This window comes from Micromonospora sp. RHAY321 (genome assembly GCF_023896955.1).
GTDB lineage: Bacteria > Actinomycetota > Actinomycetes > Mycobacteriales > Micromonosporaceae > Micromonospora.
On sequence record NZ_JAMHIW010000009.1, the window covers coordinates 160,068 to 181,911 of the forward strand.

19 protein-coding genes are annotated in these 21,844 nt (G+C 69.1%); 12 read left to right on the forward strand and 7 right to left on the reverse strand.

Features of this window, described 5'->3' with window-relative positions; translation table 11 throughout:
• The first annotated feature begins 176 nt into the window (after window positions 1-176).
• Together M8C17_RS20405 and M8C17_RS20410 are read left to right on the forward strand one after the other, a co-directional pair.
• A complete protein-coding gene (locus M8C17_RS20405) occupies window positions 177-1,292 on the forward strand; it encodes a MerR family transcriptional regulator (protein WP_252418113.1) in 1,116 nt (371 codons plus the stop codon).
• Window positions 1,293-1,383: 91 nt separating this feature from the next.
• Entirely contained in the window at window positions 1,384-1,881 is a 498-nt protein-coding gene (locus tag M8C17_RS20410) for a DinB family protein (protein WP_252418114.1), read from the forward strand.
• Window positions 1,882-1,922: 41 nt separating this feature from the next.
• On the opposite strand, the gene M8C17_RS20415 is transcribed toward M8C17_RS20410, so the two are convergent.
• On the reverse strand, window positions 1,923-2,876 hold the full coding sequence (locus M8C17_RS20415; protein WP_252418115.1) for a hypothetical protein: 954 nt from the start codon (window positions 2,874-2,876) through the stop codon (window positions 1,923-1,925).
• 185 nt (window positions 2,877-3,061) lie between these two features.
• Between M8C17_RS20415 and M8C17_RS20420 the strand changes: the two genes are divergently transcribed.
• The gene (locus M8C17_RS20420) at window positions 3,062-5,248 is read left to right on the forward strand and encodes a molybdopterin-dependent oxidoreductase (protein WP_252418116.1); all 2,187 of its coding nucleotides are present in this window, start codon (window positions 3,062-3,064) and stop codon (window positions 5,246-5,248) included.
• Window positions 5,249-5,341: 93 nt separating this feature from the next.
• Here the strand turns inward: M8C17_RS20420 and M8C17_RS20425 are convergent, their stop codons facing one another.
• Together M8C17_RS20425 and M8C17_RS20430 are read right to left on the reverse strand one after the other, a co-directional pair.
• Entirely contained in the window at window positions 5,342-5,683 is a 342-nt protein-coding gene (locus M8C17_RS20425) for a YciI family protein (RefSeq protein WP_252418117.1), read from the reverse strand.
• A 68-nt stretch (window positions 5,684-5,751) separates the two neighbouring features.
• Complete coding sequence (locus M8C17_RS20430; RefSeq protein WP_252418118.1) at window positions 5,752-6,408, reverse strand: dihydrofolate reductase family protein; 657 nt, start codon at window positions 6,406-6,408, stop codon at window positions 5,752-5,754.
• A 245-nt stretch (window positions 6,409-6,653) separates the two neighbouring features.
• On the opposite strand from M8C17_RS20430, the gene M8C17_RS20435 reads away from it, so the two are divergent.
• From M8C17_RS20435 to M8C17_RS20450, 4 genes are all read left to right on the forward strand, one after another.
• A complete protein-coding gene (locus tag M8C17_RS20435) occupies window positions 6,654-8,228 on the forward strand; it encodes an MFS transporter (RefSeq protein WP_252418119.1) in 1,575 nt (524 codons plus the stop codon).
• A 253-nt stretch (window positions 8,229-8,481) separates the two neighbouring features.
• Complete coding sequence (locus M8C17_RS20440) at window positions 8,482-10,122, forward strand: tannase/feruloyl esterase family alpha/beta hydrolase (protein WP_252418120.1); 1,641 nt, start codon at window positions 8,482-8,484, stop codon at window positions 10,120-10,122.
• A gap of 107 nt (window positions 10,123-10,229) precedes the next feature.
• Window positions 10,230-10,715 (forward strand): SRPBCC domain-containing protein, encoded by a 486-nt coding sequence (locus tag M8C17_RS20445; RefSeq protein ID WP_252418121.1) that lies wholly within the window; start codon window positions 10,230-10,232, stop codon window positions 10,713-10,715.
• A 105-nt stretch (window positions 10,716-10,820) separates the two neighbouring features.
• On the forward strand, window positions 10,821-11,444 hold the full coding sequence (locus tag M8C17_RS20450) for a dihydrofolate reductase family protein (RefSeq protein ID WP_252418122.1): 624 nt from the start codon (window positions 10,821-10,823) through the stop codon (window positions 11,442-11,444).
• Window positions 11,445-11,604: 160 nt separating this feature from the next.
• Here M8C17_RS20450 and M8C17_RS20455 read toward each other — a convergent pair whose 3' ends face one another.
• From M8C17_RS20455 to cmdF, 4 genes are read right to left on the reverse strand one after another with little or no spacing between them, the layout of a single operon-like run.
• On the reverse strand, window positions 11,605-12,456 hold the full coding sequence (locus M8C17_RS20455) for a phytanoyl-CoA dioxygenase family protein (RefSeq protein WP_252418123.1): 852 nt from the start codon (window positions 12,454-12,456) through the stop codon (window positions 11,605-11,607).
• Complete coding sequence (locus M8C17_RS20460; protein ID WP_252418124.1) at window positions 12,456-12,722, reverse strand: phosphopantetheine-binding protein; 267 nt, start codon at window positions 12,720-12,722, stop codon at window positions 12,456-12,458. The genes M8C17_RS20455 and M8C17_RS20460 overlap by 1 nt, the downstream gene beginning before the upstream one ends.
• Before the next feature lie 28 nt (window positions 12,723-12,750).
• Window positions 12,751-14,130 carry a condensation domain-containing protein gene (locus M8C17_RS20465; RefSeq protein ID WP_252418125.1) on the reverse strand — a complete coding sequence of 460 codons (1,380 nt, stop codon included), beginning with the start codon at window positions 14,128-14,130 and terminating at the stop codon, window positions 12,751-12,753.
• Between the two features lie 43 nt (window positions 14,131-14,173).
• Window positions 14,174-15,775, reverse strand: coding sequence for a tyrosine 2,3-aminomutase (cmdF, locus tag M8C17_RS20470; RefSeq protein WP_252418126.1), 1,602 nt, complete (start codon window positions 15,773-15,775; stop codon window positions 14,174-14,176).
• Window positions 15,776-16,100: 325 nt separating this feature from the next.
• On the opposite strand from cmdF, the gene M8C17_RS20475 reads away from it, so the two are divergent.
• From M8C17_RS20475 to M8C17_RS20495, 5 genes are all read left to right on the forward strand, one after another.
• Window positions 16,101-16,868 carry a TylF/MycF family methyltransferase gene (locus M8C17_RS20475; RefSeq protein WP_252418127.1) on the forward strand — a complete coding sequence of 256 codons (768 nt, stop codon included), beginning with the start codon at window positions 16,101-16,103 and terminating at the stop codon, window positions 16,866-16,868.
• A gap of 57 nt (window positions 16,869-16,925) precedes the next feature.
• Window positions 16,926-17,486: a dihydrofolate reductase family protein gene (locus M8C17_RS20480; protein ID WP_308209542.1), complete on the forward strand. Its 561-nt coding sequence runs from the start codon at window positions 16,926-16,928 to the stop codon at window positions 17,484-17,486.
• 220 nt (window positions 17,487-17,706) lie between these two features.
• Complete coding sequence (locus M8C17_RS20485; RefSeq protein WP_252418129.1) at window positions 17,707-19,134, forward strand: extracellular solute-binding protein; 1,428 nt, start codon at window positions 17,707-17,709, stop codon at window positions 19,132-19,134.
• Between the two features lie 21 nt (window positions 19,135-19,155).
• A complete protein-coding gene (locus M8C17_RS20490; protein ID WP_252418130.1) occupies window positions 19,156-20,394 on the forward strand; it encodes an acyl-CoA dehydrogenase family protein in 1,239 nt (412 codons plus the stop codon).
• Window positions 20,395-20,582: 188 nt separating this feature from the next.
• Complete coding sequence (locus tag M8C17_RS20495) at window positions 20,583-21,830, forward strand: cytochrome P450 (RefSeq protein WP_252418131.1); 1,248 nt, start codon at window positions 20,583-20,585, stop codon at window positions 21,828-21,830.
• Window positions 21,831-21,844 lie beyond the last annotated feature (14 nt).

Sequence of the window (21,844 nt, forward strand, 5' to 3'; positions counted from 1 at the left end):
CGGCGCCGGGGCGCGCGGCCGCCGCCGCGTCGCGCCGCCACGATCTCATTCCGTGCGCCGGCCGCGCTTATTCAATCGTGCTCTGTTCCAGAAACCGGCGTGCGTTCCCGGATCCTCGGCTTTCGCCGCCGGTGACGCTTGCTCCTCACGCGGCGTCATGCCACATAGTCGGTGGCGTGGAGGAGCACCTGACCGTGGGGCGTGTGGCGGAGTTGGCCGGCGTCAGCGTCCGCACGCTGCATCACTATGACGAGATCGGCCTCCTGGAGCCGTCCGCGAGGAGCGCGGCTGGGCACCGGGCCTACTCCGCGCACGATGTGGAGCGACTTCGGGAGGTGCTCGCCTACCGGCGGCTCGGCTTCGGACTGCGGGAGATCGCGGACCTGGTGCACGACCCGGCCACCGACGCGGTCGCGCACCTGTGCCGGCTGCGCGGCCTGCTGATGGACCAGCGCGACCGCGCTGCCGCCATGGTGACGGCCATAGACAGGGAACTGGAGGCACGAGCAATGGGAATCAGGACGACGCCAGAGGAGCAACTCACAGTGTTCGGCGCGCGGTTGTACGACGCCATCGGATCCGCCTACCCAGCGACGCGACGCACCGAGCCACGGATCGCCGCGCGCATCTGGGAGGCGCTGGGGGATGCGCGAACGGTGTTGAACGTCGGGGCTGGCACCGGCTCCTACGAGCCACCCGACCGCGACGTCACGGCGGTGGAACCGTCGGCGGTCATGCGGGCGCAGCGTCCCGTGGGCGCGGCGCCGTGTGTGGCCGCCGCGGCGGAGAGTCTGCCGTTCGAGGACCAGTCTTTCGACGCCGCGATGGCGGTCAGCACCGTCCACCACTGGCCCGACCCGGTCGCCGGGCTGCGGGAGATGCGGCGCGTGGCCCGCCGCGTGGTGGTGTTCACGTACGACGCCGATGACACCGGCTGGCGTCAGCGGTTCTGGCTCACCCGCGACTACCTGCCCGAGTTCGCGGACCTCCTCGTCGGCTGGCCGTCCCTGGCCGACCTGACCCGCGCCATCGGAGGACGCGCGGAGCCGGTGCTCGTCCCCTGGGACTGCGCGGACGGCTTCTTCGAGGCGTACTGGCGCCGGCCGGAGGCATACCTGGACGACCGTGTACGCCGCGCGGTTTCGGTGTGGACCAGAGTCGGGCCGCAGGCTGAGCAACGGGCGGTCCGCACACTCCGCGAGGACCTCTCCTCAGGCCGGTGGGCCGAGCGCAACCGCGACCTCGTCGCCCTCGACACGGCGGAGCTCGGTCTCCGCCTGCTCACAGCCTGAACCACCGTGTGTACGGACGCCGCCAGAAGGCTCACCGCCGCCCACCAGGAGCGCTGTTGCTCACGGTGACGGGTCTTGGGATGCTCTGCGTATGTCTTCCCACGCGGCGACGTCCGCCGAAGAGGTGATCGATCAGCCGGCCAGGGCCCAGTTCGAGGTGTTTCTCGATGAGCACCGCCGCGCGCTCAACGACTGCTTGGACGGGCTGACCGAGGAACAGGCGCGCCGATCGTTGGTGCCGTCCCGGACCACCCTGCTGGGCCTGGTGAAGCACGCGACCTTCGTGGAGAAGGTCTGGTTCGACGAAGCCGTCACGTGCCGATCGCGCGCCGAGATCGGCATCCCCGCGACGCCGGACGAGTCGTTCGTCCTCGACGACGACGACACCGTCGCCACCGTACGGCGCGCACACGACGAGGCATGTGAAGCGTCCCGCCGCGCGACGGCCTCCCTCGGGCTGGGCGACATGGTGCACGGCAACCGACGCGGCCCACTCCCGCTGCGCTGGGTGTACCTCCACATGCTGCGCGAGCTCGCCCAGCACTGCGGGCACGCGGACATCCTGCGCGAGCAGGTGCTGAGCGAGTAGCGCGGGCATCGACACCGGTGCGGGTGCCCCGGTGTGGCCGGTCAGTTGTACGGCATTGTCGGGAACCAACCGACGCCGAAGAGCGCCGGCACCCGAAGGTCCCAGTACACGACGGTGAACACGCCCAACGCGACGAGAAGCGCGCCGGTCAGGACGGCGGCCCGGGTGGGCGCCGCGATCCAGCGCAGGAAGCCGCCGCGGGTCACGAGCACCAGGACCGCGAAGATGAGTGTCACGATGAGGACGTTGCCGAGCGACTGCAGGGAGAACGCCAGCGCGCCGTAGAGGGGGTTGCCGGTATCCACGGCCCAGTGGAACAGCTTGTTGAACAGCGGGTACGGCCGGCCGACGACGAAGCCGCCGACCAGGGCGCCGAGTGCGACGAGCCGGGTCACCGGCCGGTTGGCGAAGATGTCGGGCAACGCGCCGAGTGCCGCCAATCCGAGATAGGTCAGGGCCAGCCCGATCAGGCCGAACACCACCGACGACTGGATCAGGCGGACCGGCATCCCGTCGACCGTGTCCGTCGACAGTTGGGGCAGACGGTCGCCGAGCAGCACACCGAGCACGCCGTAGGACGCCGACACGGCGAGCATGCCGACGGTCAGCCAACCGACGGGACGCAGCAGCGCGCGTACCGTGTGGGAGGCGGTCGGGGCGCGATCGTCCGCACCCACCGTGCTCATCGGACCCACCGCGGCCACCATGGCGATGTTGCAGGCGGTGAAGGTGCCGGCGAAGCCCGACACGAACGCGAAGACCAGCCCCGCGACGGTGCCGCCGATGGCGGTGGCCTTGGCGTCATGGCCCAGGACGGTGTTGGCGACGTTGTCGCCGATCACCGAGTCGACGAACTCGAACGACCAGAGCACCGCGAGCAGGACGCCCGCCGCCGCGCTGAGAAGCGCGATCCGTAGCCGACGAGCCGGTGCGAGCCGGACGAAATCCGCCGGCGTGGACCCAGGATCGTTTCTGGTGGCACTGCGCGATGTCATCTCATTCTCTTCTGTGCGAGAGCCGACTCGGAAGGCGTGCGTGCACACAAGCTATGCGGCGTACGGCGGAGCCGGTTCTCTCAGCGTGCTCAGTAGCCGCTCCGCTGGTTTCGCGCGACGCGGGCGACGGCAGGAGCGCAATTCTGCGTATCCGTGGCAGCGCCACCCCGGGTCAGGATGGCGCCATGACAACCGCCTACCGAACCTGCCCGATCTGCGACGCCGTCTGCGGGCTGCGGCTCAGCCTGGCCGATGACGGGCGGGTCACCTCGGTCAAGGGGGACCCGGAGGACCCGTTCTCACGCGGCTACCTCTGCCCCAAGGGCGCGAGCCTCGGGCACATCGACGCGGATCCGGACCGCCTGCGTCTGCCCCTGGTCCGTGTCGACGGCGAGTTGCGCGAGGTCGGCTGGGACGAGGCGTTCCACGCCGTCGACCAGGGGCTGCGACGCGTCATCGAGGCGCACGGTCGGCAGTCGCTCGCCGTCTACCTCGGCAACCCGACCTTCCACACCATGGCCGGCATCCTGTACCGGGGGCCGCTGGCCCAGTCGCTCGGTACACGCAACGTCTTCTCCGCCAGCACCATCGACCAGATGCCCAAGCACGTCTCGTGCGGGCTGCTCTTCGGCGATCCGTTCGCCATCCCCGTGCCCGACCTGGACCGCACCGACTACCTGCTGATCCTCGGCGCCAACCCGGTGGAGTCGCACGGCTCGCTCTGCGCCGCCCCGGACTTCGCCGGCCGGCTCAGGGCGCTGCGTGAGCGCGGCGGGCGACTGGTGGTGGTCGACCCGCGGCGGACCCGTACCGCGGCCGTAGCCGACGAGCACCTGTTCATCCGTCCCGGCACCGACGCCTACCTGCTCTTCGGCATCGTGCACACGCTGCTCGCGGAGGAGCTGACCTCGGTCGAGGTCCCGGTGAGTGGCCTCGCCGAGCTGCGCGACCTGGCCGGGGCGTTCAGCCCGGCCGCGGTGGCGCCGGTCTGCGGGGTGCCCGCCGAGGCGGTCGTGCGCCTGGCCCGCGAACTGGCCGGCGCGCCCACTGCGGTGGTCTACTCCCGGGTCGGCACCTGCACCGCCGAATTCGGCACGCTCACCCAGTGGCTGGTCGACGTGATCAACGTGCTGACCGGCAACCTGGACCGGCCGGGCGGGGTGATGTTCCCGAAGACCGCCACCGCTGAGATCATGCGCACCGGCGAGCCGTGGGTGTCGGGTCGCTGGCGCAGCCGGGTACGCGGGCTGCCCGAAGTCCTCGGTGAGCTGCCGGTGGCCACCCTGGCCGACGAGATCGACACCCCGGGCGAGGGCCAGGTCCGTGCCCTGGTCACGGTCGCCGGCAACCCGGTGCTCTCCGCGCCGAACGGCCCGCGGCTGGGCCGGGCACTGGAGGACCTGGAGTTCATGGTCTGCGTCGACCCGTACCTGAACGAGACCACCCGGCACGCCGACGTGATCCTGCCCCCGCCGCGCATCATGCAGATGCCGCACTACGACTTCCTGCTGCTCACCGTGACGGTGCGCAACTACACGCGGTTCTCCCCGCCGGTGCTGCCGTTGGGGCCGGATCAGCGCTCGGAAGCCGAGATCATGAAGCGGCTCACGATGATCGCCTCCGGGCAGGGTGCGGACGCCGACCCCGACCTGCTGGACGAGATGATGCTCGGCGAGATGATCGGCGGCGGCGTACGCACGCCGAGCTCGCCGCTGTACGGGCAGGACCCGGCCGTCGTGCGATCGGAGCTGACCGGCGAGAGTGGGCCGGAGGTGCTGCTGGACGCGATGCTCCGGCTCGGCTCGTACGGGCTGACGCTGGCCGACCTGAGGGCGAACCCGCACGGCATCGACCTCGGAGCGCTGCGGCCGCGCCTCGGCGAGCTGCTGTGCACCGCGTCCCGCACGGTGGAGCTGGCCCCCGCGGCGCTGGTCGAGGACGCCGCGCGGCTGCGTGCCCGACTCGCCGAGACACCGCCGGAGGTGGTGCTCATCGGCCGGCGACAGCTGCGGTCCAACAACAGTTGGCTGCACAACGTGGCGCCGTTGGCCGGCGGCAGCAACCGGTGCACGCTGCACATCCACCCGCACGATGTGGCGCGCTTCGGGCTGGACGGGCAGGCCCGGGTGCGCTCGGCGACCGGCGAGGTGGTGGTGCCGCTGGAGCCCACCGAGTCGATCATGCCGGGAGTGGTCAGCCTGCCGCACGGCTGGGGGCACTCGGACACCACCCAGCTGGTGGCCGCCCGCCAGCCCGGGGTCAACGCCAACGCCTTGACCAACGACACGGTCATCGACCCGCTCTCCGGCAACGCCGTGTTCAACGGGATACCGGTCGCCCTCAGCCCGTGCCGGGACAGCCCGCAGCCGTAGCGATGCGCCAGCGACGCGACAGCCCCGCCCGGTGGACCCGGGCGGGGCTGTGGTGCAGAACGGGCTGCACGACCTCAGTGGAGATGCTTCGAGTCATTCCGCCGGGGGAGTGAACAGCGGCCTGACCTCCACGCCGCCCGGTGAGCGCGTCGGCACCAACTTGGCGATCTGCAACGCATGGTCCAGATCCCGTGCCTCCAGCACGAAGAACCCGGCGAGCACCTCTTTCGCCTCGATGAACGGCCCGTCGACGAACACTCCGTCCCGGATCGAGGTCGCGGTGGCGCTGGACTGCAACGCCTGCGGCGTCAGGAGTTGACCGCCCAGCTCCTCGACCTGCTTGCCGAACCGCATGTGCGCCTCGGTCTCCTCCGGCGGGGTCTCCATCGGGTCGGCGGGCGCGGGCAGGTACAGGAGAACGGCGTACTGCGCCATGGGGAAGTTCCCTCCTTCGTGTCTGGCCGGCGGAGCGGCCCGGTCGGTTGCGGTGCGCCGCGGGTGCGTCACCCTCCCGTGACGACGCGGTACCTGATGTGCGTCGCGCAGGGAGTTTCGATCACCCGGGTGGATTCCATCCTGACCCGGTCCAGGCCGGGGCGCTCGAACAGCCGGACGCCGCGTCCCAGCAGCACCGGTGCGAGGTGGATCTGCACCTCGTCGAGGAGCCCGGCGGCCAGGTACTGCTGTGCGACGTCCGCGCCGCCCATCACGTAGACCGGCTTGTCGGCGGCCGCCGCCTGCGCCTGCTGCAGGGCGCTGCGGATGTCGGACGCGAAGGTGAACACGGCGCCGCCGTCGGGCACCTTGTCAGGACGGTCGTGGGACACCACGAACACCGGTGTCCTGCCCAGCGGACCGTCGCCCCACCCGTTCGGTCCGGTGGAGATGTCATAGGTCCGCCGGCCGGCCACCACGGCGCCGGACGCGAACAGCTCGTCCAGGACCCGGGTGTCCTCGTCCGTCCGGCCGCTGGAGATCCAGTCGTGGAGTCGTTCGCCGCCCTCGCCCAGCGGACGCTCCGGGCTGTCGTTCGCACCCGTGATGAATCCGTCCAGCGACATCGTGATGTCGAAGACGACCTTTCCCATCATGCCTCCCACGCTCGGCTCGGCCCAGACGCCCGGCTGGGCGGGAGCCCATGGTGCGTTGTCGCGGGGCATGACCGCATCCTCCCGATTGCTCCGTCGTACGCCGAGGTGGTGCGCATGGTGGATGGTCCGCAGCGGAAGGTATCCGGTCGCCGGGACCGGCGCGAACAGGACACGCAAAAGTCGGTGGCCGGAGGCTGTCGATTTTCGGGCCGGTCGTTCGTCGTCAGTGCGGGACGGAGGGTTCGCCGTGCCGGCGCGGCGAACCCTCCGCCCCCCGGTTTCGACCATGAGTGAGGTACGAAAGGACCACAGAAGTGACTGCAGAAGCTCCACCGAAGGCGGGAAGGGCGGCGTGGATCGGGCTGGCCGTGCTCGCCCTGCCGACGTTCATCATTGCCGTCGACCTGTTCGTGCTGCTCCTGGCGCTCCCGGCGCTGGCAGGCGACCTGGGCGCCAACAGCGTCCAGCAACTGTGGGCCTCCGACATCTACGGGTTCCTGCTGGCCGGGTTCCTGATCTCCATGGGGACGCTCGGTGACCGCATCGGCCGGCGCAAGCTGCTGATGATCGGTGGAGCGTTGTTCACCGTGGGGTCGGTGCTGACGGCGTTCGCCCCGACCATCGAGTTGCTGCTCCTGGCCCGGGCCGCCCTGGGCATCGCCGGTGCCACGCTGATGCCCTCGACCATCGGGCTCATCGGCGCGCTGTTCGCGGACCCGAGGCAGCGCGCCACCGCCTTCGGGATCTGGGGCGGTGTCTACACCCTGGGCGCCAGCTTCGGGCCGGCGCTCGGTGGTCTGCTGCTGGAGCATTTCTGGTGGGGATCGGTGTTCCTGGTCGCCGTCCCGTTCCTCGTGGTCATGCTGGTGCTCGGGCCGAAGTACCTGCCCGAGTTCAGCAACCCGAACGCGGGCAAGATCGACTACGTGAGCGTCGGCCTGTCGTTGCTGGCGCTGCTCCCGATCATCTACGGCATCAAGGAGTTGGTCCGCACCGGCTGGGAGCCCGTGCCGGTGCTGGCACTGGTCGTCGGCCTCGTGTTCGCCGTGCTGTTCGTCCGCCGGCAGAACCGGCTGGCCGAGCCGCTGCTGGACCTGAAGCTGTTCAAGAACGGTGTCATCAGCGCGACCCTGACCAACTCGCTCATCTTCAGCGGTGTCGGCGGTGGCCTGATGCTGCTCATGCTGCTGTACTTCCAGCTCGTGCGGGGCTTCAGCCCGCTGGAGGCGGCCCTGCTGATGATCCCGGGCATGCTGGCCGGTGCGGTGGGCATGCAGGTGGCACCGAAGCTCGCCGCCAGGTACCGGCCGGGCAACGTCATCGGCGTCGGTGTGCTCCTCGCCGCCCTGGTGTACGTCGCAATGACCCAGGTGTCGGTGGAGAACGGCACGTGGCTGCTGGTCACCGGCTTCGTGCTGGCCTCCTTGTTCGGCACCGCGTCCGTCGGTCTGGGCACCGGGCTGGTGGTCGGCAACGCGCCGCCGGAGAAGATGGGCTCCGCGGGCTCGCTCGCCCAGCTGTGCCTCGAGTTCGGCGGCACGCTCGGTCTGGCGCTGCTGGGGACCGTGGCCACCGCGGTGTACCGCGGCACGGTCGACGTCCCGGGCGGCGTCCCGGCCGACCAGGCCGCCGTGGCTGGCGACAGCCTCGCGGGGGCGGCGGTGACGGCTCCGGACCTGCCCGTCGACCAGGCCGGCGCGCTGCTGGCGTCGGCTCAGAACGCCTTCGTCAACGGTGTGCAGGTGATGGCCATCATCGGCGTCGTGCTGTACGTCCTCAGCGGGCTCCTGGTGATCTCGAAGCTCAGGAACGTGCCGCCCTTCGGCCAGGCCGCGCCGCCGCCCGAGCCCGACCCGGCTGCGCCGGTCGGGGCGGAGAAGGTCGCCTGAGCCGCGCCGGGTGGGCCGGTCCGGTGAGCCCGGTCCGGTGAGCCTGGTCCCGTGACGACGGTGCGCCCGCGTGGGCGTCCGCCGGTGCTCCCGGTGAACGGGGCGGGTCGCACCCGCCGGTTCACCGGGAGTCGCCCGGTGAGGGCGCCGGCTTCGCTGCTCTGCGCACTCTCGGAGGGGCGACCGTCGGGCCTGCTCGTCGAGACTTACCAGTGATCCGAATTGCCGACCACGACGTCAGTGGAGGGAACCGATGCGATTAACCGCATTCCTGGCGCAGGCCGCCACCATGGCCGTGATGACCACGATGGTGGTGGCGCCTGCCCAGGCCGCCCCGGTGGCACCCGGCGTGATCCGGCCGGTCCGCGGATGCGCCGAGCTGGTCCGGGACTACGCCATTCCCGGGGCTGCGACACACGTGGTATCGGCGACGCTGGTCGAGGCGACCGGGACCGAGCCCGCCCAGTGTGACGTTCGCGGATACGTCGAGCCCGCGGTGAACTTCAAGCTGCGCCTGCCCACCGACACCTACCGGGGGCGGTACGTCCAGCACGGGTGCCCGGGCGAATGTGGTGTCATGGAACAGGCGCCCCCGGAATGCGGGCCGCGTAATCCGGACCTCGCCGTGGCGCAGACCGATGACGGGCACGTGGGCAAGGGCGACTTCCCGGCCAACATCTCCGACGCCAGCTGGGCGGAGAACAACCAGGCCGCCCGGGACGACTTCTACTTCCGCGCGCCGCACGTGGTGTCCGTGGCCGTCAAGAAGCTCATCCAGCGGTTCTACGGGGCGCCACCGAAGCAGTCGTACTTCTTCGGCTGCTCGACCGGCGGGCGGGAGGGCCTGATCCTCGCCCAGCGCTACCCGCACGACTTCGACGGGATCAGCGTCGGTTCACCCGCGATCTTCCTCGGCCCGCTCAACGGGATCTACATCGCCTTCGCCGCCAAGACCAACATGGGCGCCGACGGCCAGTCGATCCTGACCCGCGAGAAGCTTCCCGCGCTGCACAATGCGGTGCTCGCCGCCTGCGACCATCTCGACGGCCTGGTCGACGGGCAGCTCGACGACCCACGCAGGTGCCGGTTCGACCCGGGCACCGTCCAGTGCTCGGCCGGCACGGACGGCCCGAACTGCCTGACCCCGGCGCAGGTGGCCGTCGTGCGCAAGCTGTACGACGGGCCGCGGGATCCGGACGGAACCCGCCTCTACCCCGGCTGGCAGACCCGTGGCTCGGAGCTGTCCTGGGACGGCCACCTCGTCCCGAACGAATTCAGCTCGGCCCGGCCGTTCCCCGACCAGTTCCTGCAGTACATGGCGTACCCGATCGGCAGGCCGCAGTCCTCGCTGGCCGAGATCGAGTTCACGGTCGAGGAACTGCGCCGGCTGAAGCCCGAGAGTATCGCGGGCAACGCGGCGAGCCTGGACATGCGGGAGTTCCGTCGCTCCGGCGGCAAACTGATCATGTGGAGCGGCTGGGACGACCAGTCCATCCCGGCGGTGGGCATGCTGGACTACTACCAGCGGGTGTGGCAGCGCTCGGGCGGCCTGCAGGCCACCCAGCAGTGGCTGCGCACATACGTGATCCCGTCGAAGTACCACGCCTGGACCGGCGGGTCCCGGCTGACCGAGTTCGAGACCTTCAACGCGCTGGTCGACTGGGTCGAGCGCGGCCGGGCCCCGGTCGGCATCGTCGCCACCGGCACCAACCCAGAAGGGGGCCCGCGCGCCCGTCCGGTCTATCCGTACCCGTTGGTGGCGCGTTACGACGGCACCGGCAGCGTGGACGAGGCGCGGAACTTCGTCCCGGTCCGCCCTCCGGGCCGGCTGAACGACGTCATCGACTGGGCCGGCGAGGACCTCCACCACCGGCCGGGGCCGGTGGCCCGCTGACCCTCGTCGTCGCCCCCGACAGACACACGATCCGGGTCGGCCGCGTCGCACCACCGCGCGCCGCGGCCGACCCGGAACACCCGCCCTGCAGAGGAAAGGAAGACCCGATGACCGAGACTCTGACCGAGGCCACCCAGACCGAGCCGGAGCCGTGGCTCCAGAACGTGGTCGTCACCCGCGAGTTCGACGCCACTCCCGAGCAGATCTGGGCCGCCTGGACCACGCCCGAGCTGATCACCCAGTGGTGGGGTCCGAGCGGGTTCCGCACGCCGCTGGAGGAGATCACCTTCGAGCCCTTCGTCGGCGGCCAGTTCAAGCTGACCATGTACTCGCCGGACAACGACGCGGTGCCGCAGGACGCGCGCGTCCTCCTGTGGGAGCCCAACCAGCGGTTCATGTACACCGAACCGGTCCCGTGCTGGCCGGTCATCAAGTTCGTCGTCGGCAAGATGGCGCTGTCCGAGAAGGACGGTAAGACCGAGCTGACCCTGGACGTCACCTCGATCGCCGGCGTCGACATGGTGGAGATGTCCCAGGGCACCTGGCACGAGATGTTCGACAAGCTCGCCGACCTTCTCGCGACGAGCAGATAACCGCGGCGCCTCATCCGTGGCGGTCATTGCGGCCGCCCATTGGCCGATCGTGCAAAGTGGTGCGTCATCGGCGTACCTCCCGCCGGTTTTGTGGCAAAATGTACGGTGACGCAAGCGACCGGTAGGAGACCGAACATGCGGAAACTGATCGCAGATGAATTCATGACGCTCGACGGGGTCGTTCAGGCTCCCGGCCATGACGGAGAGGACAGCGACGGCGGCTTCCAGCACGGCGGCTGGCACATGCGCCACATGGACGAAATGTCGACGAACTGGGTCAACAAGACCACGCTCGAAACTGCTGGCTTTCTGTTCGGCCGCCGCACGTACGAGATCTTCGCATCGTTCTGGCCGACCGCTCCCGACGAGCTGGCCACCCTCGCCGACGTGCTCAACAATCGGCCGAAGTACGTGGCCTCGACGACGCTCAACGAACCGCTCACCTGGCAGAACTCCACTGTCCTCGACGGCGACGTCGTCAAGGCCGTGGCGTCGCTGAAGGAAGAGGACGGCGGCGACCTCCACGTCGTCGGCAGCGCCCAGCTGACCCGTACCCTCATCGAGCACAACCTCGTCGACGAGCTCCGACTCCTCATCGACCCGGTCCTCGTCGGGGGTGGCAAGCGCCTCTTCCCCGACAACGGCACCTTCCGGCAGTTGCGGCTCGCCGACAGCCAGGTGACGAGCACCGGCGTCATCATCGCGACCTACACCACGGCCGAGTCCTAGAGATCACCAAGCATGGGCGGGCACCGGTTTCCGGTGTCCGCCCATCGCCATGGGGTCGGCCAGCCCAACCGGTGTCCGGCCCCGGCCCGGTCGGCCCGCACAGCGATGCGGCGGCCTGCGGATCTCCCGCCGGCCGCCGCATTCGCGCACCCGATGGTGGTTACCGGACCGCGGTGGGTTCGTCGGATGACACGAGGTCGTACGGGTCTTCCATCTCGTACCAGCCGAGGCCCGGCGGGCACCGGTCGTACCCGAGGAGCCGGCGCACCTCCGGCGGGTACGCCAGGACGGACTCCCGCGGCACCGCCAGGTACTGATTTTCCTCCTGGCGGAGGTTGCCGAGGTCCAACGCGAGGGTCAGGCCGGTCCGCGGGGCGTCGCTCACGTTCTTGCCGCCGCCGTGGTAGGTCCCCCCCAACCAGATCAGGCCCGAACCGGCCGCCATCTCGGACGGGAGGGCTTCCTCCTGCAGCGGAGCCCGCTCGTCATCCCAGAGGTGGCTCCCCGGGATCATCAACGTGGCGCCGTTCTGGGCGGTGAAGTCGCTCATGGCGAGCATCAGCTGGACCCGACTGGTCGGGCCGGGGTGCCGGCGCAGGTGCAGCGCGTCGTCCCGGTGCAGCGGCTGCCTGCCCTGACCGGGCCAGATCTGGATCACCTGGGTGCCGCTGATCTGGATCGAGGGAGTCATCTCCACCCGGGATTTGCCGATCCACATCGGCACCGGCTTCTGCATGATGGCGCGGGCGGCGCCCAGGTAGAGCTGCTGGGTCACCACCGGCGTCAGGTGGGTCGTGCGGGCGAACAGTGAGGACACCCGCTTGGTCCGGGTTCCGTTGTACCAGCTGTCCTCGAAGCTCTGGGCATCGAGTGACGGGCCGAAGTCGGCCCAGAGCGCCGCGAGGGTGCTGTCGTCGACGAAGTTCTCGACGACGACGGCACCGTCACGCTCCAGGATGTCGACCACCTCGGTCAGGTCGGCATCGGGGCCGACCCGCATCAGATCACGCATCACGCGTCACCCGTCTTCGCGAGGTTCACGGTCCCCGCCGCCTTGGCCCTCACCGCCGACGCGAGCGACTCCAGGTTCGGGTCCTCCTCGAAGATGTCGCCGATGTCGATCCAGACATCGAGCTCCTCCTCGATGCGGGACACCAGGCGGACCGCCGAGATGGACTCCCCACCCAATTCGAAGAATGTGGCGTCTTCCTGCCCGCTCGGCACCTTGAAAATGTCTTTCCAGATCTGTTCGACCTTCTTGTCGATGTCGCTGCTCATCGGCGTCCTCCGGAATGGGGTAGACGGATCACAATTGGGCGTCCGGTGCCAGGACCGCTCTCCGGAGCACCCGGAGATAGGCGAGCACCAGCTCGTTCGCTGATTCCCCGCGTATCACGTTCGTGTTGTACTGCAGGCAACCGACCAGGTCGTGATTGGCCGAATCGAGATCCAGCGTCCACAGCGCACCGTCCGGCACTTCCGGGCCGACGTCCTGAGGCAGCAGCCGCCGGCGTATTTCGGAGAACTCCAGGTCACCGATCAGCTCGCCGCTCATGACGTAGGGAAACTGGAAGACCTGGAAGGGGTAGACGGCGAGATTGTCGGCCATGAAGGTGCGGCCGAGATTGGGCGAGTCGGCCATGACCTGAGCAAAGGGAATCTGGTGCGCATAGGCCTCGAGGCAGGCCGCGCGTGTGCGCTTGAGCACCTCCCGGAACGTCGAGCATCCACTCAGGTCCGTCCGGAGTGGAATGAAGTTGAAGAAGCTGCCCACGGTCTGCTGGAACCGGGCCTCGCCGCGGTTGGACGCGAGTGTCGGCACCACGATGTCGGTGGCCCCCGTGGCGTCCCGGAGAAACACCTTGTACGCGGCGAGCATGACCATGAACGCGGAGCTGCGGGTGTCCTTCGCCAGGGCCAGGGCGGCCGAGGTGACGTCCGGGTCGACCAGGAACCGGTGGGCCGCCGTGTCCTTCGGACGCCCGGCGGACTTCGGCCAGTCCGTGCGCAGCCCGAGAATCTCCGCCCCCTGCAACTTCTTCCGCCAGTAGTCGCGGGACCTGGCCGCCGCGCCCGAATCGCTGGCACGCTGCCGTTCCCAGGCCACGTACTCGCGGTACTGAGCCGGCTCCACCAGGTCGGGCACGTCGTGCCCCCGCGCCGCGCCGTAGCTCACCGCGAGGTCCTGGATGAGCACGTGCATGGACCATCCGTCGACGGCCGTGTGGTGCGCGGTGAGCACCAGGACCGCGTCGTCGTCACTGAACTGCGCCAGGACGACCTGCACCAGCGGCAGGTCGGAGACCGGGTAGTCGCCGGCTTCGAGCTCGATCAGCAGCTCCTCGGCCCGACGATCCCGGTCGGCCGGATCGACGTGCCGCAGGTCGAGGACCCGCAGACGCGGCGGGCTCGCCGGGAGAACCCGCTGGTGCCGGTCCTGTTCGGCCCGGACGACCACGGTGCGCAACGCCTCGTGCCGGCGCACGACGCGGAACAGCGCCTCGCCCAGCACATCGACGTCGATGGCGCCGCGGACGCGCCACCCGTACACGATGCTGTAGCGCGGGCCGAACGGACCTCTGTCGTCGCCCTGGTCGAACATGCACAGGAAATCCTGGTTGAACGACAGCGGAATGTGATCGGTCTCCTCGGGTGAGACCGCCGCCTCGGCGTCAATGGATGTCATGGCCTCTCAGCCCCTCCTCGAATGAATCGACGACCACGGCCGGTCAACGCAGCTCGATGGCGTTGGAACGGGCGGCCTCCAGGAACGCCCCGCGGGACAGCGCGGCGGCCACCGACTCGATCTCGTCGGACATGAAGCGGTCCCGGTCCAGGGTCGGCGCGAGCGAGCGAACGATGTCGTGGGTCGCCTTGCCGACCGGGCTGAGCTGGCCGTACCGCTTGGCCACGTCGATGGCCTGCGCGGCCGCCAGCAGCTCCACCGCCAGGATGTAGTTGTTGTTCGTCAGCACCCGGCGCGCGTTGCGGGCCGAGATCAGGCCCATGCTGACGACGTCCTGGTTGTCGCCGTTGGAGGGCACGCTCTGCGTGCTCGCCGGGGCGATGGTCCGGTTCTCGGCGACCAGCGCGGTCGCCGGGTACTGCGCACCGGCGAACCCGCTGTTGAGCCCGGGCTGGCCGGATGCGACGAGGAACTCCGGCAGGCTGGACAGGTGCCGGTTGAGCAGCCGGTTGGTCCTGCGCTCGGAGAAGACGCCCAGTTGGGTCAGGGCGATCGTGACGTAGTCCATCACGAACGCGACCGGCTGCCCGTGGAAGTTCGCGCCGTGGAAGACCTCCTTGCCAGGGAAGAACAGCGGGTTGTCGTTGGCGGAGTTCAGCTCGACCTCGATCGTGTCCGACGCGTGGTACAGCGTGTCCCGGACGGCGCCGACGACCTGCGGGATGGCCCGCAACGTGTACGCCTTCTGGATGTAGACGTCGGTGCGCGACACCTCTCCGGTCTGCTGTGCCTGGGCCTGACGGCGCAGGTCGGCGTGGTCGAGTGCGAGGCCGGTGCCCGTGAGCATCGCCCGCATGTTGGCCGCGCTGTCGATCTGGCCCCGGTGCGGCCGGGCCACGTCGTGCCCGTCCGACTGGAACGGGCTGGTCGAGCCGAGCAGAGCCTCCACCACCAGCGCCGCGGTGATCTCGGCCTGTCGTACCTGTTCGAGCGCCCGCCCGACGACCAGACACCCGAGGCCCGTCATCGCCGAGGTGCCGTTGATGAGCGACAGCCCCTCCTTGAAACGGAGTTCCAGCGGCGTGATGCCATGCCCCTTCAGCACGGGGCCGGTCTCGGTGCGCCCGCCGTCGCTGAGGACGTACCCTTCGCCGATGACGGCGCTGGCGATGTGTGCCAGCGGTGCGAGGTCTCCGCTGGCGCCGAGCGACCCGATCTCCGGGATCGCCGGGGTGATGCCGAGGTTGAGGTAGAGCGCCAGCCGCTCCAGCAACTCGCCACGTACCGCGGAGTATCCCTTGGCCAGCCCGTTCAGCCGGGCGACCATGATGGCCCTGGCCACGTCCTCGCTGAACAGCGGGCCGACGCCTGCGCTGTGGCTGCGGACCAGGTTGGTCTGCAGCTGCACCTCCTTCGAGGTGCCGATCAGCATGTAGATCATCTCGCCGTAGCCGGTCGTGACACCGTAGACCGGAGTGCCCTCTCGGACGGTGTTCTCGAACATCTCCCTGCTCACGGCGGCTCTGTCCAGCACGTCCGACGCCAGGTGGCAGGCCGCGCCGTTCTCGGCGATTTCCCGAACATCCGCGACAGTCAACTTCTCGCCGTCGACGTTGACGGACGACGTGTTCTCAGGAACACCCACTTTGCACTCCTTCACTGGTTCGTGACAGCCCGCGCTGTGCGTGCTGACGACGAATGGACGTCGGCTGCGGTAGCAGCCGCTGTTGGTTCACCTCGTCGCCGATCCGCGCATTGGTCACCGGGTTTGACCCGAAGGCCTCATCGCTCATCGTGGGCTCGCCCGGTCGACGGCACACCTCAGGATGTGCGGTTTGACGGGTCGGCATGTGCGGCGTTCTTCCAGATTGCGCACCGTGCCGCGCACCCCGCCATCGGCCTTCTCACGGTGTAGCGTCGGCGGCGGCTGCCGGTATTCACAACGTCCTGATCCCTCGGGAAGGTGATCGATGCCCAGCGAAGACCCGATGGCCCGCGACCTCTACCTCGATCTGTTGAAGAGGGTGCTGACCAACGTCATATATGAGGACCCGCCGATCCCGAACCCGGTGTTCGACGGACAGGAGTTCAATCCGTGGGCCCGGAACACCGGCAGCGACTGGCCCAGCGTTGCGCACACAATGGTCGGAATGGCCAGGCTCAACAATGTGCAGCACTGTCTGGAACGCGCCATCGCGGACGGTGTGCCGGGCGACTTCATCGAAACCGGCGTGTGGCGAGGCGGTGTGTGCATTCTTGCCCGAGGTCTGTTCAAGGCCTACGGGATCACGGATCGCAAGGTCTGGGTCGCGGATTCCTTCGAGGGAATGCCGGTCATCGACCAGAGCGGTCATCCGGACGACCAGAGACTCCTGCTGCACGAGCACAACGCCGTCCTCGGCGTCACGGCGAAGGTCGTGCGGGACAACTTCGACCGGTACGGCCTGCTCGACGACCAGGTCGAGTTCCTGGTCGGCTGGTTCCGCGACACCCTGCCGACCGCGCCCATCCGCCAGTTGTCGGTGCTGCGGCTCGACGGAGACCTCTACGAGTCGACCCGCGATGCGCTGACCAGCCTCTACCCGAAGCTGTCGCCCGGTGGCTACGTCATCGTGGACGACTACCTGATGCCCGGCTGTCGCGCCGCCGTCGAAGAGTTCCGCGCGCAGCACGGTATGGAACACGACCCGATCGAGAGGGTCGACCGGTGGAGCGTGTACTGGCGCCGTTCCCGGTAGGGGACACGAGGCTCCGCGCCGGCGAGGACGTCATCCGAAACGACCAGGAGGTCCGCTGTGGGAAGGCTCGTAGCAACGACATTCATGTCTCTCGACGGGGTCATCAAGAACCCCGAAGAGTGGCAGGGCCCGTTCTTCGGCGAGGACGCCGGCCGGTTCGCCGAGGAACGCCTGTTCGCCAGCGACGCTCTTCTGCTGGGCCGCGGCATCTACGAGGTCTACGCGGCGACCTGGCCCACCATGGACGACGACGGTGGGTTCGTCGAGAAAATCAACAAGATGCCCAAGTACGTGGTGTCCACGACCCTGGACAAGGCCGAGTGGGAGAACACGACAATCATCCGGGGTGACGTCGCGGACCAGGTGGCCAAGCTCAAGCAGGAATTCGAGCAGGACATCCTGGTATACGGCGTCGGCCAGCTCGCGCACGAGTTGTTGGCGCACGGCCTCGTCGACGAGCTGGAGGTGTGGGTACACCCGATTCTCGTGGGCAGGACCGGCGGGGAAGCGTTGATCGGTCGCGAGGGAAGTCGGCACGAATTCGAACTCGTCGGGACCGAGACCACCGAACTCGGCGTCATCATCTGCCGTTACCGGCCGGCGGTCGGGAAGGACTGACACTGCCCCGTTCGGGGTATTTCCCGCATCAATCGAAGCTCCGGTCCGGACGGAATTCCACTGCCCGGGCCGGAGCTTCGGCGCACCCGAGAAGACCACTGCGCAGAACCGCACGCGCGGAGATGTGGCCATTCGACCCGCGCGACACCATTGCCCTACGTGATCGCGTTCTGCCGCCTTGCGCCGATGCCTCGCGCGAGGTGCGAAAAGGAGGAGTCGAATGAAGAAGACTGACATCGACGTCTGGGTCGCCGATCTGCGCTTTCCGGGGTGGATGGACCGGTGGCACCAACAGGCAGCGGAATTCAGCCGGCTCCACCCGGAATACGAAGTGGTCGTCCGGGGCATGGACTTCTTCACGTTTCCGCAGGTGCTCGCCGAGGAGGCCGCCCAGGGGCGCCGCCCGGCCCTCGCGGAGTACTACTTCTACGCGAGCCAGGTCGCCCGCGACACGGTGGCCGCGGATGGCAGCCCCCTGTTCACGTCGGTCTCGAAGGCCATCGGCGACCGCACCGAGATCCTCGGCGAACCGGTCGTCCTCCACGACCTCCACCCGGCGTTCCGCGACTACTACACGTACGACGGCGACCTCGAGTCGATGCCGTCGGCCGGCACGACGAGCCTGCTCTTCGCCAACCGTGACCTGCTGGACCGGGCCGGGGTGTCCGGGCTCCCGCAGACGTGGGACGAGGTCACCGCCGTGTGCGAGCGGGTGGCCCGGCTCGACGGCGGCCCGTCGCACGCCATCACCTGGTCGAACCACGGCACGTTCGTCCAACAGGCACTCGCCTGCCAGGGCGGCCACTTCGTCAACAACCGCAACGGCCGGGACGGCCGGGCCACGAAGATCGACCTCACCTCGAAGGAGATGATGTCCTGGGTGAACTGGTGGCAGAAGCTCCACCAGGACGGCCACTACCTCTACACCGGTGAGATCCCGGACTGGGCGGGCACCCTCGAGGCGTTCCGGGACCAACGGGTGGCGATCCGGATCTCGTCCTCCAACGACGTCAACTACATGGCACTCGCGGCCGAGATGGGTGGCTTCACCATGGACGTGGGGGCCTTCCCCCACAACGATGACGTCCCCTACGTCGGCAACGCCGTGGCCGGTACGTCCATCTGGCTCGCCAACGGCCTGGACGAGGTGACCCAGGAGGGTGCGCTGGCCTTCCTCATGTGGCTGCACAATCCCCGCAACGCCGCCCAACGGCACAAGGACAACAGCTTCGTTCCGATCACCCGCGCCTCCTACGAGCTGCTGGCGGAAGAGGGCTGGTTCGACACGCACCCGCACCACTCGATCACGTACGACCACGTCAACGACTTCCCGGCGGGGGTGTCGGCCCGGCCGGCCGGCGGCCGACCGCTGACGGAGGGCGCGTTGTTCGGGGACTTCGCGGGCGCCCAGGACATCATGACGCACGCCATGCACGACGTGCTCACCCACGGAGCCGACCCGCTGGCCCGGTTCACTCAGGCCACCGCCGAGGCGCAGAAGCTGCTGGACGACTACAACGCCTGGGTGAGCCGTGTGCCGCGGGACGTCGCCAACATCCCCAACAGCAGCCACCGGGTGGAGTTCTGGACCGACGCCAAGCCGTACACCGCCCAGGATCTCGAAGACGTCGTACCGCTCAACAGCTGACCAGACAGGACAGGCGCAGCCATGACAGTCAACATGACCGCCCCCACCCACGGCCTGTCCCGCCCGCCGGAGCCGGACCTCACCCCGGCCGAGGTCATCGCGCGGGCCGAGGCGATGATCCCGATGCTGCTGGCACGGCAGGCCGAGACCGAGGAACGCACGTACTACGCCCAGGACACGCACGACGAGTTCGCCAGGGCGGGCTTCTACCGGATCCTCGTTCCCCGACGCTACGGCGGCTACGAGTTCGGCATCGACACCTTCATGCGGGTGGTGACGACGCTCGCGCGCGGCTGCCCGTCGACCGGCTGGATGTTCTGCCTCGGTGCGGTGCACGCCGTGGTGACCGCCACGATCTTCGAGGAACGGGCACAGGACGAGATCTTCGGCGTCGGTGACTTCATCTGTCCCGCCACCGTCATCCCCAGCGGCACCGCCCAGCGCAGCGCCGACGGCGGTTGGGTGCTCAACGGCACCTGGTCCTACTGCTCCGGTGCGCCGTACGCCACGCACTTCCTCGGCCACACCCTGATCGCCGCCGACGAGGGCCAGGAGCCGACGCCCGCGCTCTTCATCGTCCCCCGCGACCAGTGGCGGTACCTGGACGACTGGGGCCAGCAGTTGGGGCTCAAGGGGAGCGGGTCACACAGCATCGTCATCGAGAACGGGTACGTCCCCGAGCACTTCGTCCTCGACACGCACATGAGCATGTACACGGTCAGCGACGAGACGCCGGGGGTCCGGCTGCACGACAACCCGCAGTACGGCGGCGGGCCGCTCAGCTTCATGATGCTCGAGTCGGCCGCCCTGGCCGTGGGCATCGCGCAGGGAGGGCTCGACGCCTACGCGGACCTGATGCGGTCCAGGACGACGTCGTTCCCCCCGATCCTGCCCAGGACCGAGGATCCCGACTACCAGATCTGGTACGGCGAGGCCGCCGGCCGGCTGGTCACGGCCGAGGCCGCCCTTCTCGGTGCGATCCAGCAGTGGACCGACCTGTGCGCTCAGGGGCCGGCGGCGTTCACCAAGGAACGGGAGTGGCTCATCGCCACCATCTGCCGTGAGGTGGTCAGGCTCAGTTGGCAGGCGGTCGAGAAGTACATATTCCCCACGGCCGGATCGAGCGCGGTGCGTCACGGCCAGCGCATCGAACGGATCTGGCGCGACCTGTCCATGATGCAGAGCCATGCCGGAATCTCGATCGTCATGAACACCATGGCCAATCGGGAGCTCACCAGGGCCCGGTTCGGCCTCGAGTAGTGCGTCGTCCGCCCTCCCGGCCGGTCGCCGCCCACGGCTGGCGGCCGGCCGGATGAGCAGGGCAACCGCAGAGATGCGACCCGCCGCGCGGGCGTGTGACGCTCAATCGCGAGGCCGGCCGGCGGCCGTGTGCACGGCACGCCTCGCGGACAGCCCGATTTCCCAATCAGAGGTGGGAGACAACAACCATGGAACAGCGCTGCCCTGTGCTCGACACCTCCGGCAAGGACATACACGGTGAGGCCGCCCGCCTTCGGGGGCAGGGTCCCGCGACCCGGGTGGAACTTCCCGGTGGCGTCCTCGCCTGGTCGACCAACAGCTATGCGGTCATCAAGCAACTGCTCACCGACCCGCGGGTGACCAAGAGTGCCCGCAACCACTGGCCGGCGTTCATCGACGGCGAGATCCCGCCGGACTGGGAGATGATCAGCTGGATCGCGATGGACAACATGGTCACCGCGTACGGCAAGAACCACGTCCGGCTGCGCAAGCTGGTCGGCAAGGCGTTCACCGCGCGGCGTACCGAGGCGATCAAACCGCGCATCGTCGAGCTCACCAACGAACTGGTCGAGGCCCTCGCCCAGGTCAAGCCGGGTGAGGTGGTGGATCTGCGGGAGCGGTTCGCCTACCCCCTGCCGGCCCGGCTGGTGGCGGACCTCATCGGCATGTCCGAGGACGCGCGGGCGAAGACCGCGAAGGTCATCGACATGATGGTGGACACCACGGTCACCCCGGAGCAGGCCCAGTCCATCCTGCTCGGGTGGCGGGGTGCGATGGCCGAGCTGATCGAGGTCAAGCGGCGCGAGCCGGGGGAGGACATCACCAGCGACCTCATCGCGGCCCGCGACGAGGACGGCTCCCGACTCAGTGAGGCCGAGCTGACCGACACGATCTTCGCGATCCTGGGCGCCGGCTCGGAGACCACCATCAACTTCTTCGACAACGCGATCACCGCGCTGCTCACCCACCCGGACCAACTCGAGCTGGTCACCAGCGGCCGGGCGTCCTGGGCCGACGTGATCGACGAGACGCTGCGGGTGGAGTCGCCGCTGGCGCACCTGCCGCTGCGGTACGCGGTGGAGGACATCCAGCTCGACGGGGTGACCATCCCCAAGGGTGACCCGATCCTCATCAACTACAGCGCCGTGGGGCGGGATCCGGCGCTGCACGGCGACACCGCCGGCAGCTTCGACATCACCCGGCCGGACAAGGAGCACCTGTCCTTCGGGCACGGCCCGCACTACTGCCTGGGCGCCGGCGTGGCCCGGGCGGTCGCCACGATCGGCCTGTCCACCCTGTTCGGCCGCTTCCCGGAGCTGTCCCTGGCGGTCCAGCCGGACGACCTGCGGCCGCTGCCGACGTTCATCATGAACGGCCACCGCACGCTGCCGGTACGGCTCACCAGCCCGGTGCCGGCGGGGCTCTCCGCCGCCTGATTCTCCGCCGGACC

Bases quoted from the DNA above. Each gene is read 5' to 3' on its own strand.
- M8C17_RS20440 (WP_252418120.1), top strand. From the start codon at position 8,482: ATGCGATTAACCGCATTCCTGGCGCAGGCCGCCACCATGGCCGTGATG.
- M8C17_RS20495 (WP_252418131.1), top strand. From the start codon at position 20,583: ATGGAACAGCGCTGCCCTGTGCTCGACACCTCCGGCAAGGACATACAC.
- M8C17_RS20485 (WP_252418129.1), top strand. From the start codon at position 17,707: ATGAAGAAGACTGACATCGACGTCTGGGTCGCCGATCTGCGCTTTCCG.
- M8C17_RS20420 (WP_252418116.1), top strand. From the start codon at position 3,062: ATGACAACCGCCTACCGAACCTGCCCGATCTGCGACGCCGTCTGCGGG.
- M8C17_RS20410 (WP_252418114.1), top strand. From the start codon at position 1,384: ATGTCTTCCCACGCGGCGACGTCCGCCGAAGAGGTGATCGATCAGCCG.
- M8C17_RS20415 (WP_252418115.1), bottom strand. From the start codon at position 2,876: ATGACATCGCGCAGTGCCACCAGAAACGATCCTGGGTCCACGCCGGCG.
- M8C17_RS20455 (WP_252418123.1), bottom strand. From the start codon at position 12,456: ATGCGTGATCTGATGCGGGTCGGCCCCGATGCCGACCTGACCGAGGTG.
- M8C17_RS20460 (WP_252418124.1), bottom strand. From the start codon at position 12,722: ATGAGCAGCGACATCGACAAGAAGGTCGAACAGATCTGGAAAGACATT.
- M8C17_RS20490 (WP_252418130.1), top strand. From the start codon at position 19,156: ATGACAGTCAACATGACCGCCCCCACCCACGGCCTGTCCCGCCCGCCG.
- M8C17_RS20445 (WP_252418121.1), top strand. From the start codon at position 10,230: ATGACCGAGACTCTGACCGAGGCCACCCAGACCGAGCCGGAGCCGTGG.
- M8C17_RS20475 (WP_252418127.1), top strand. From the start codon at position 16,101: ATGCCCAGCGAAGACCCGATGGCCCGCGACCTCTACCTCGATCTGTTG.
- M8C17_RS20425 (WP_252418117.1), bottom strand. From the start codon at position 5,683: ATGGCGCAGTACGCCGTTCTCCTGTACCTGCCCGCGCCCGCCGACCCG.
- M8C17_RS20465 (WP_252418125.1), bottom strand. From the start codon at position 14,130: ATGACATCCATTGACGCCGAGGCGGCGGTCTCACCCGAGGAGACCGAT.
- M8C17_RS20430 (WP_252418118.1), bottom strand. From the start codon at position 6,408: ATGCCCCGCGACAACGCACCATGGGCTCCCGCCCAGCCGGGCGTCTGG.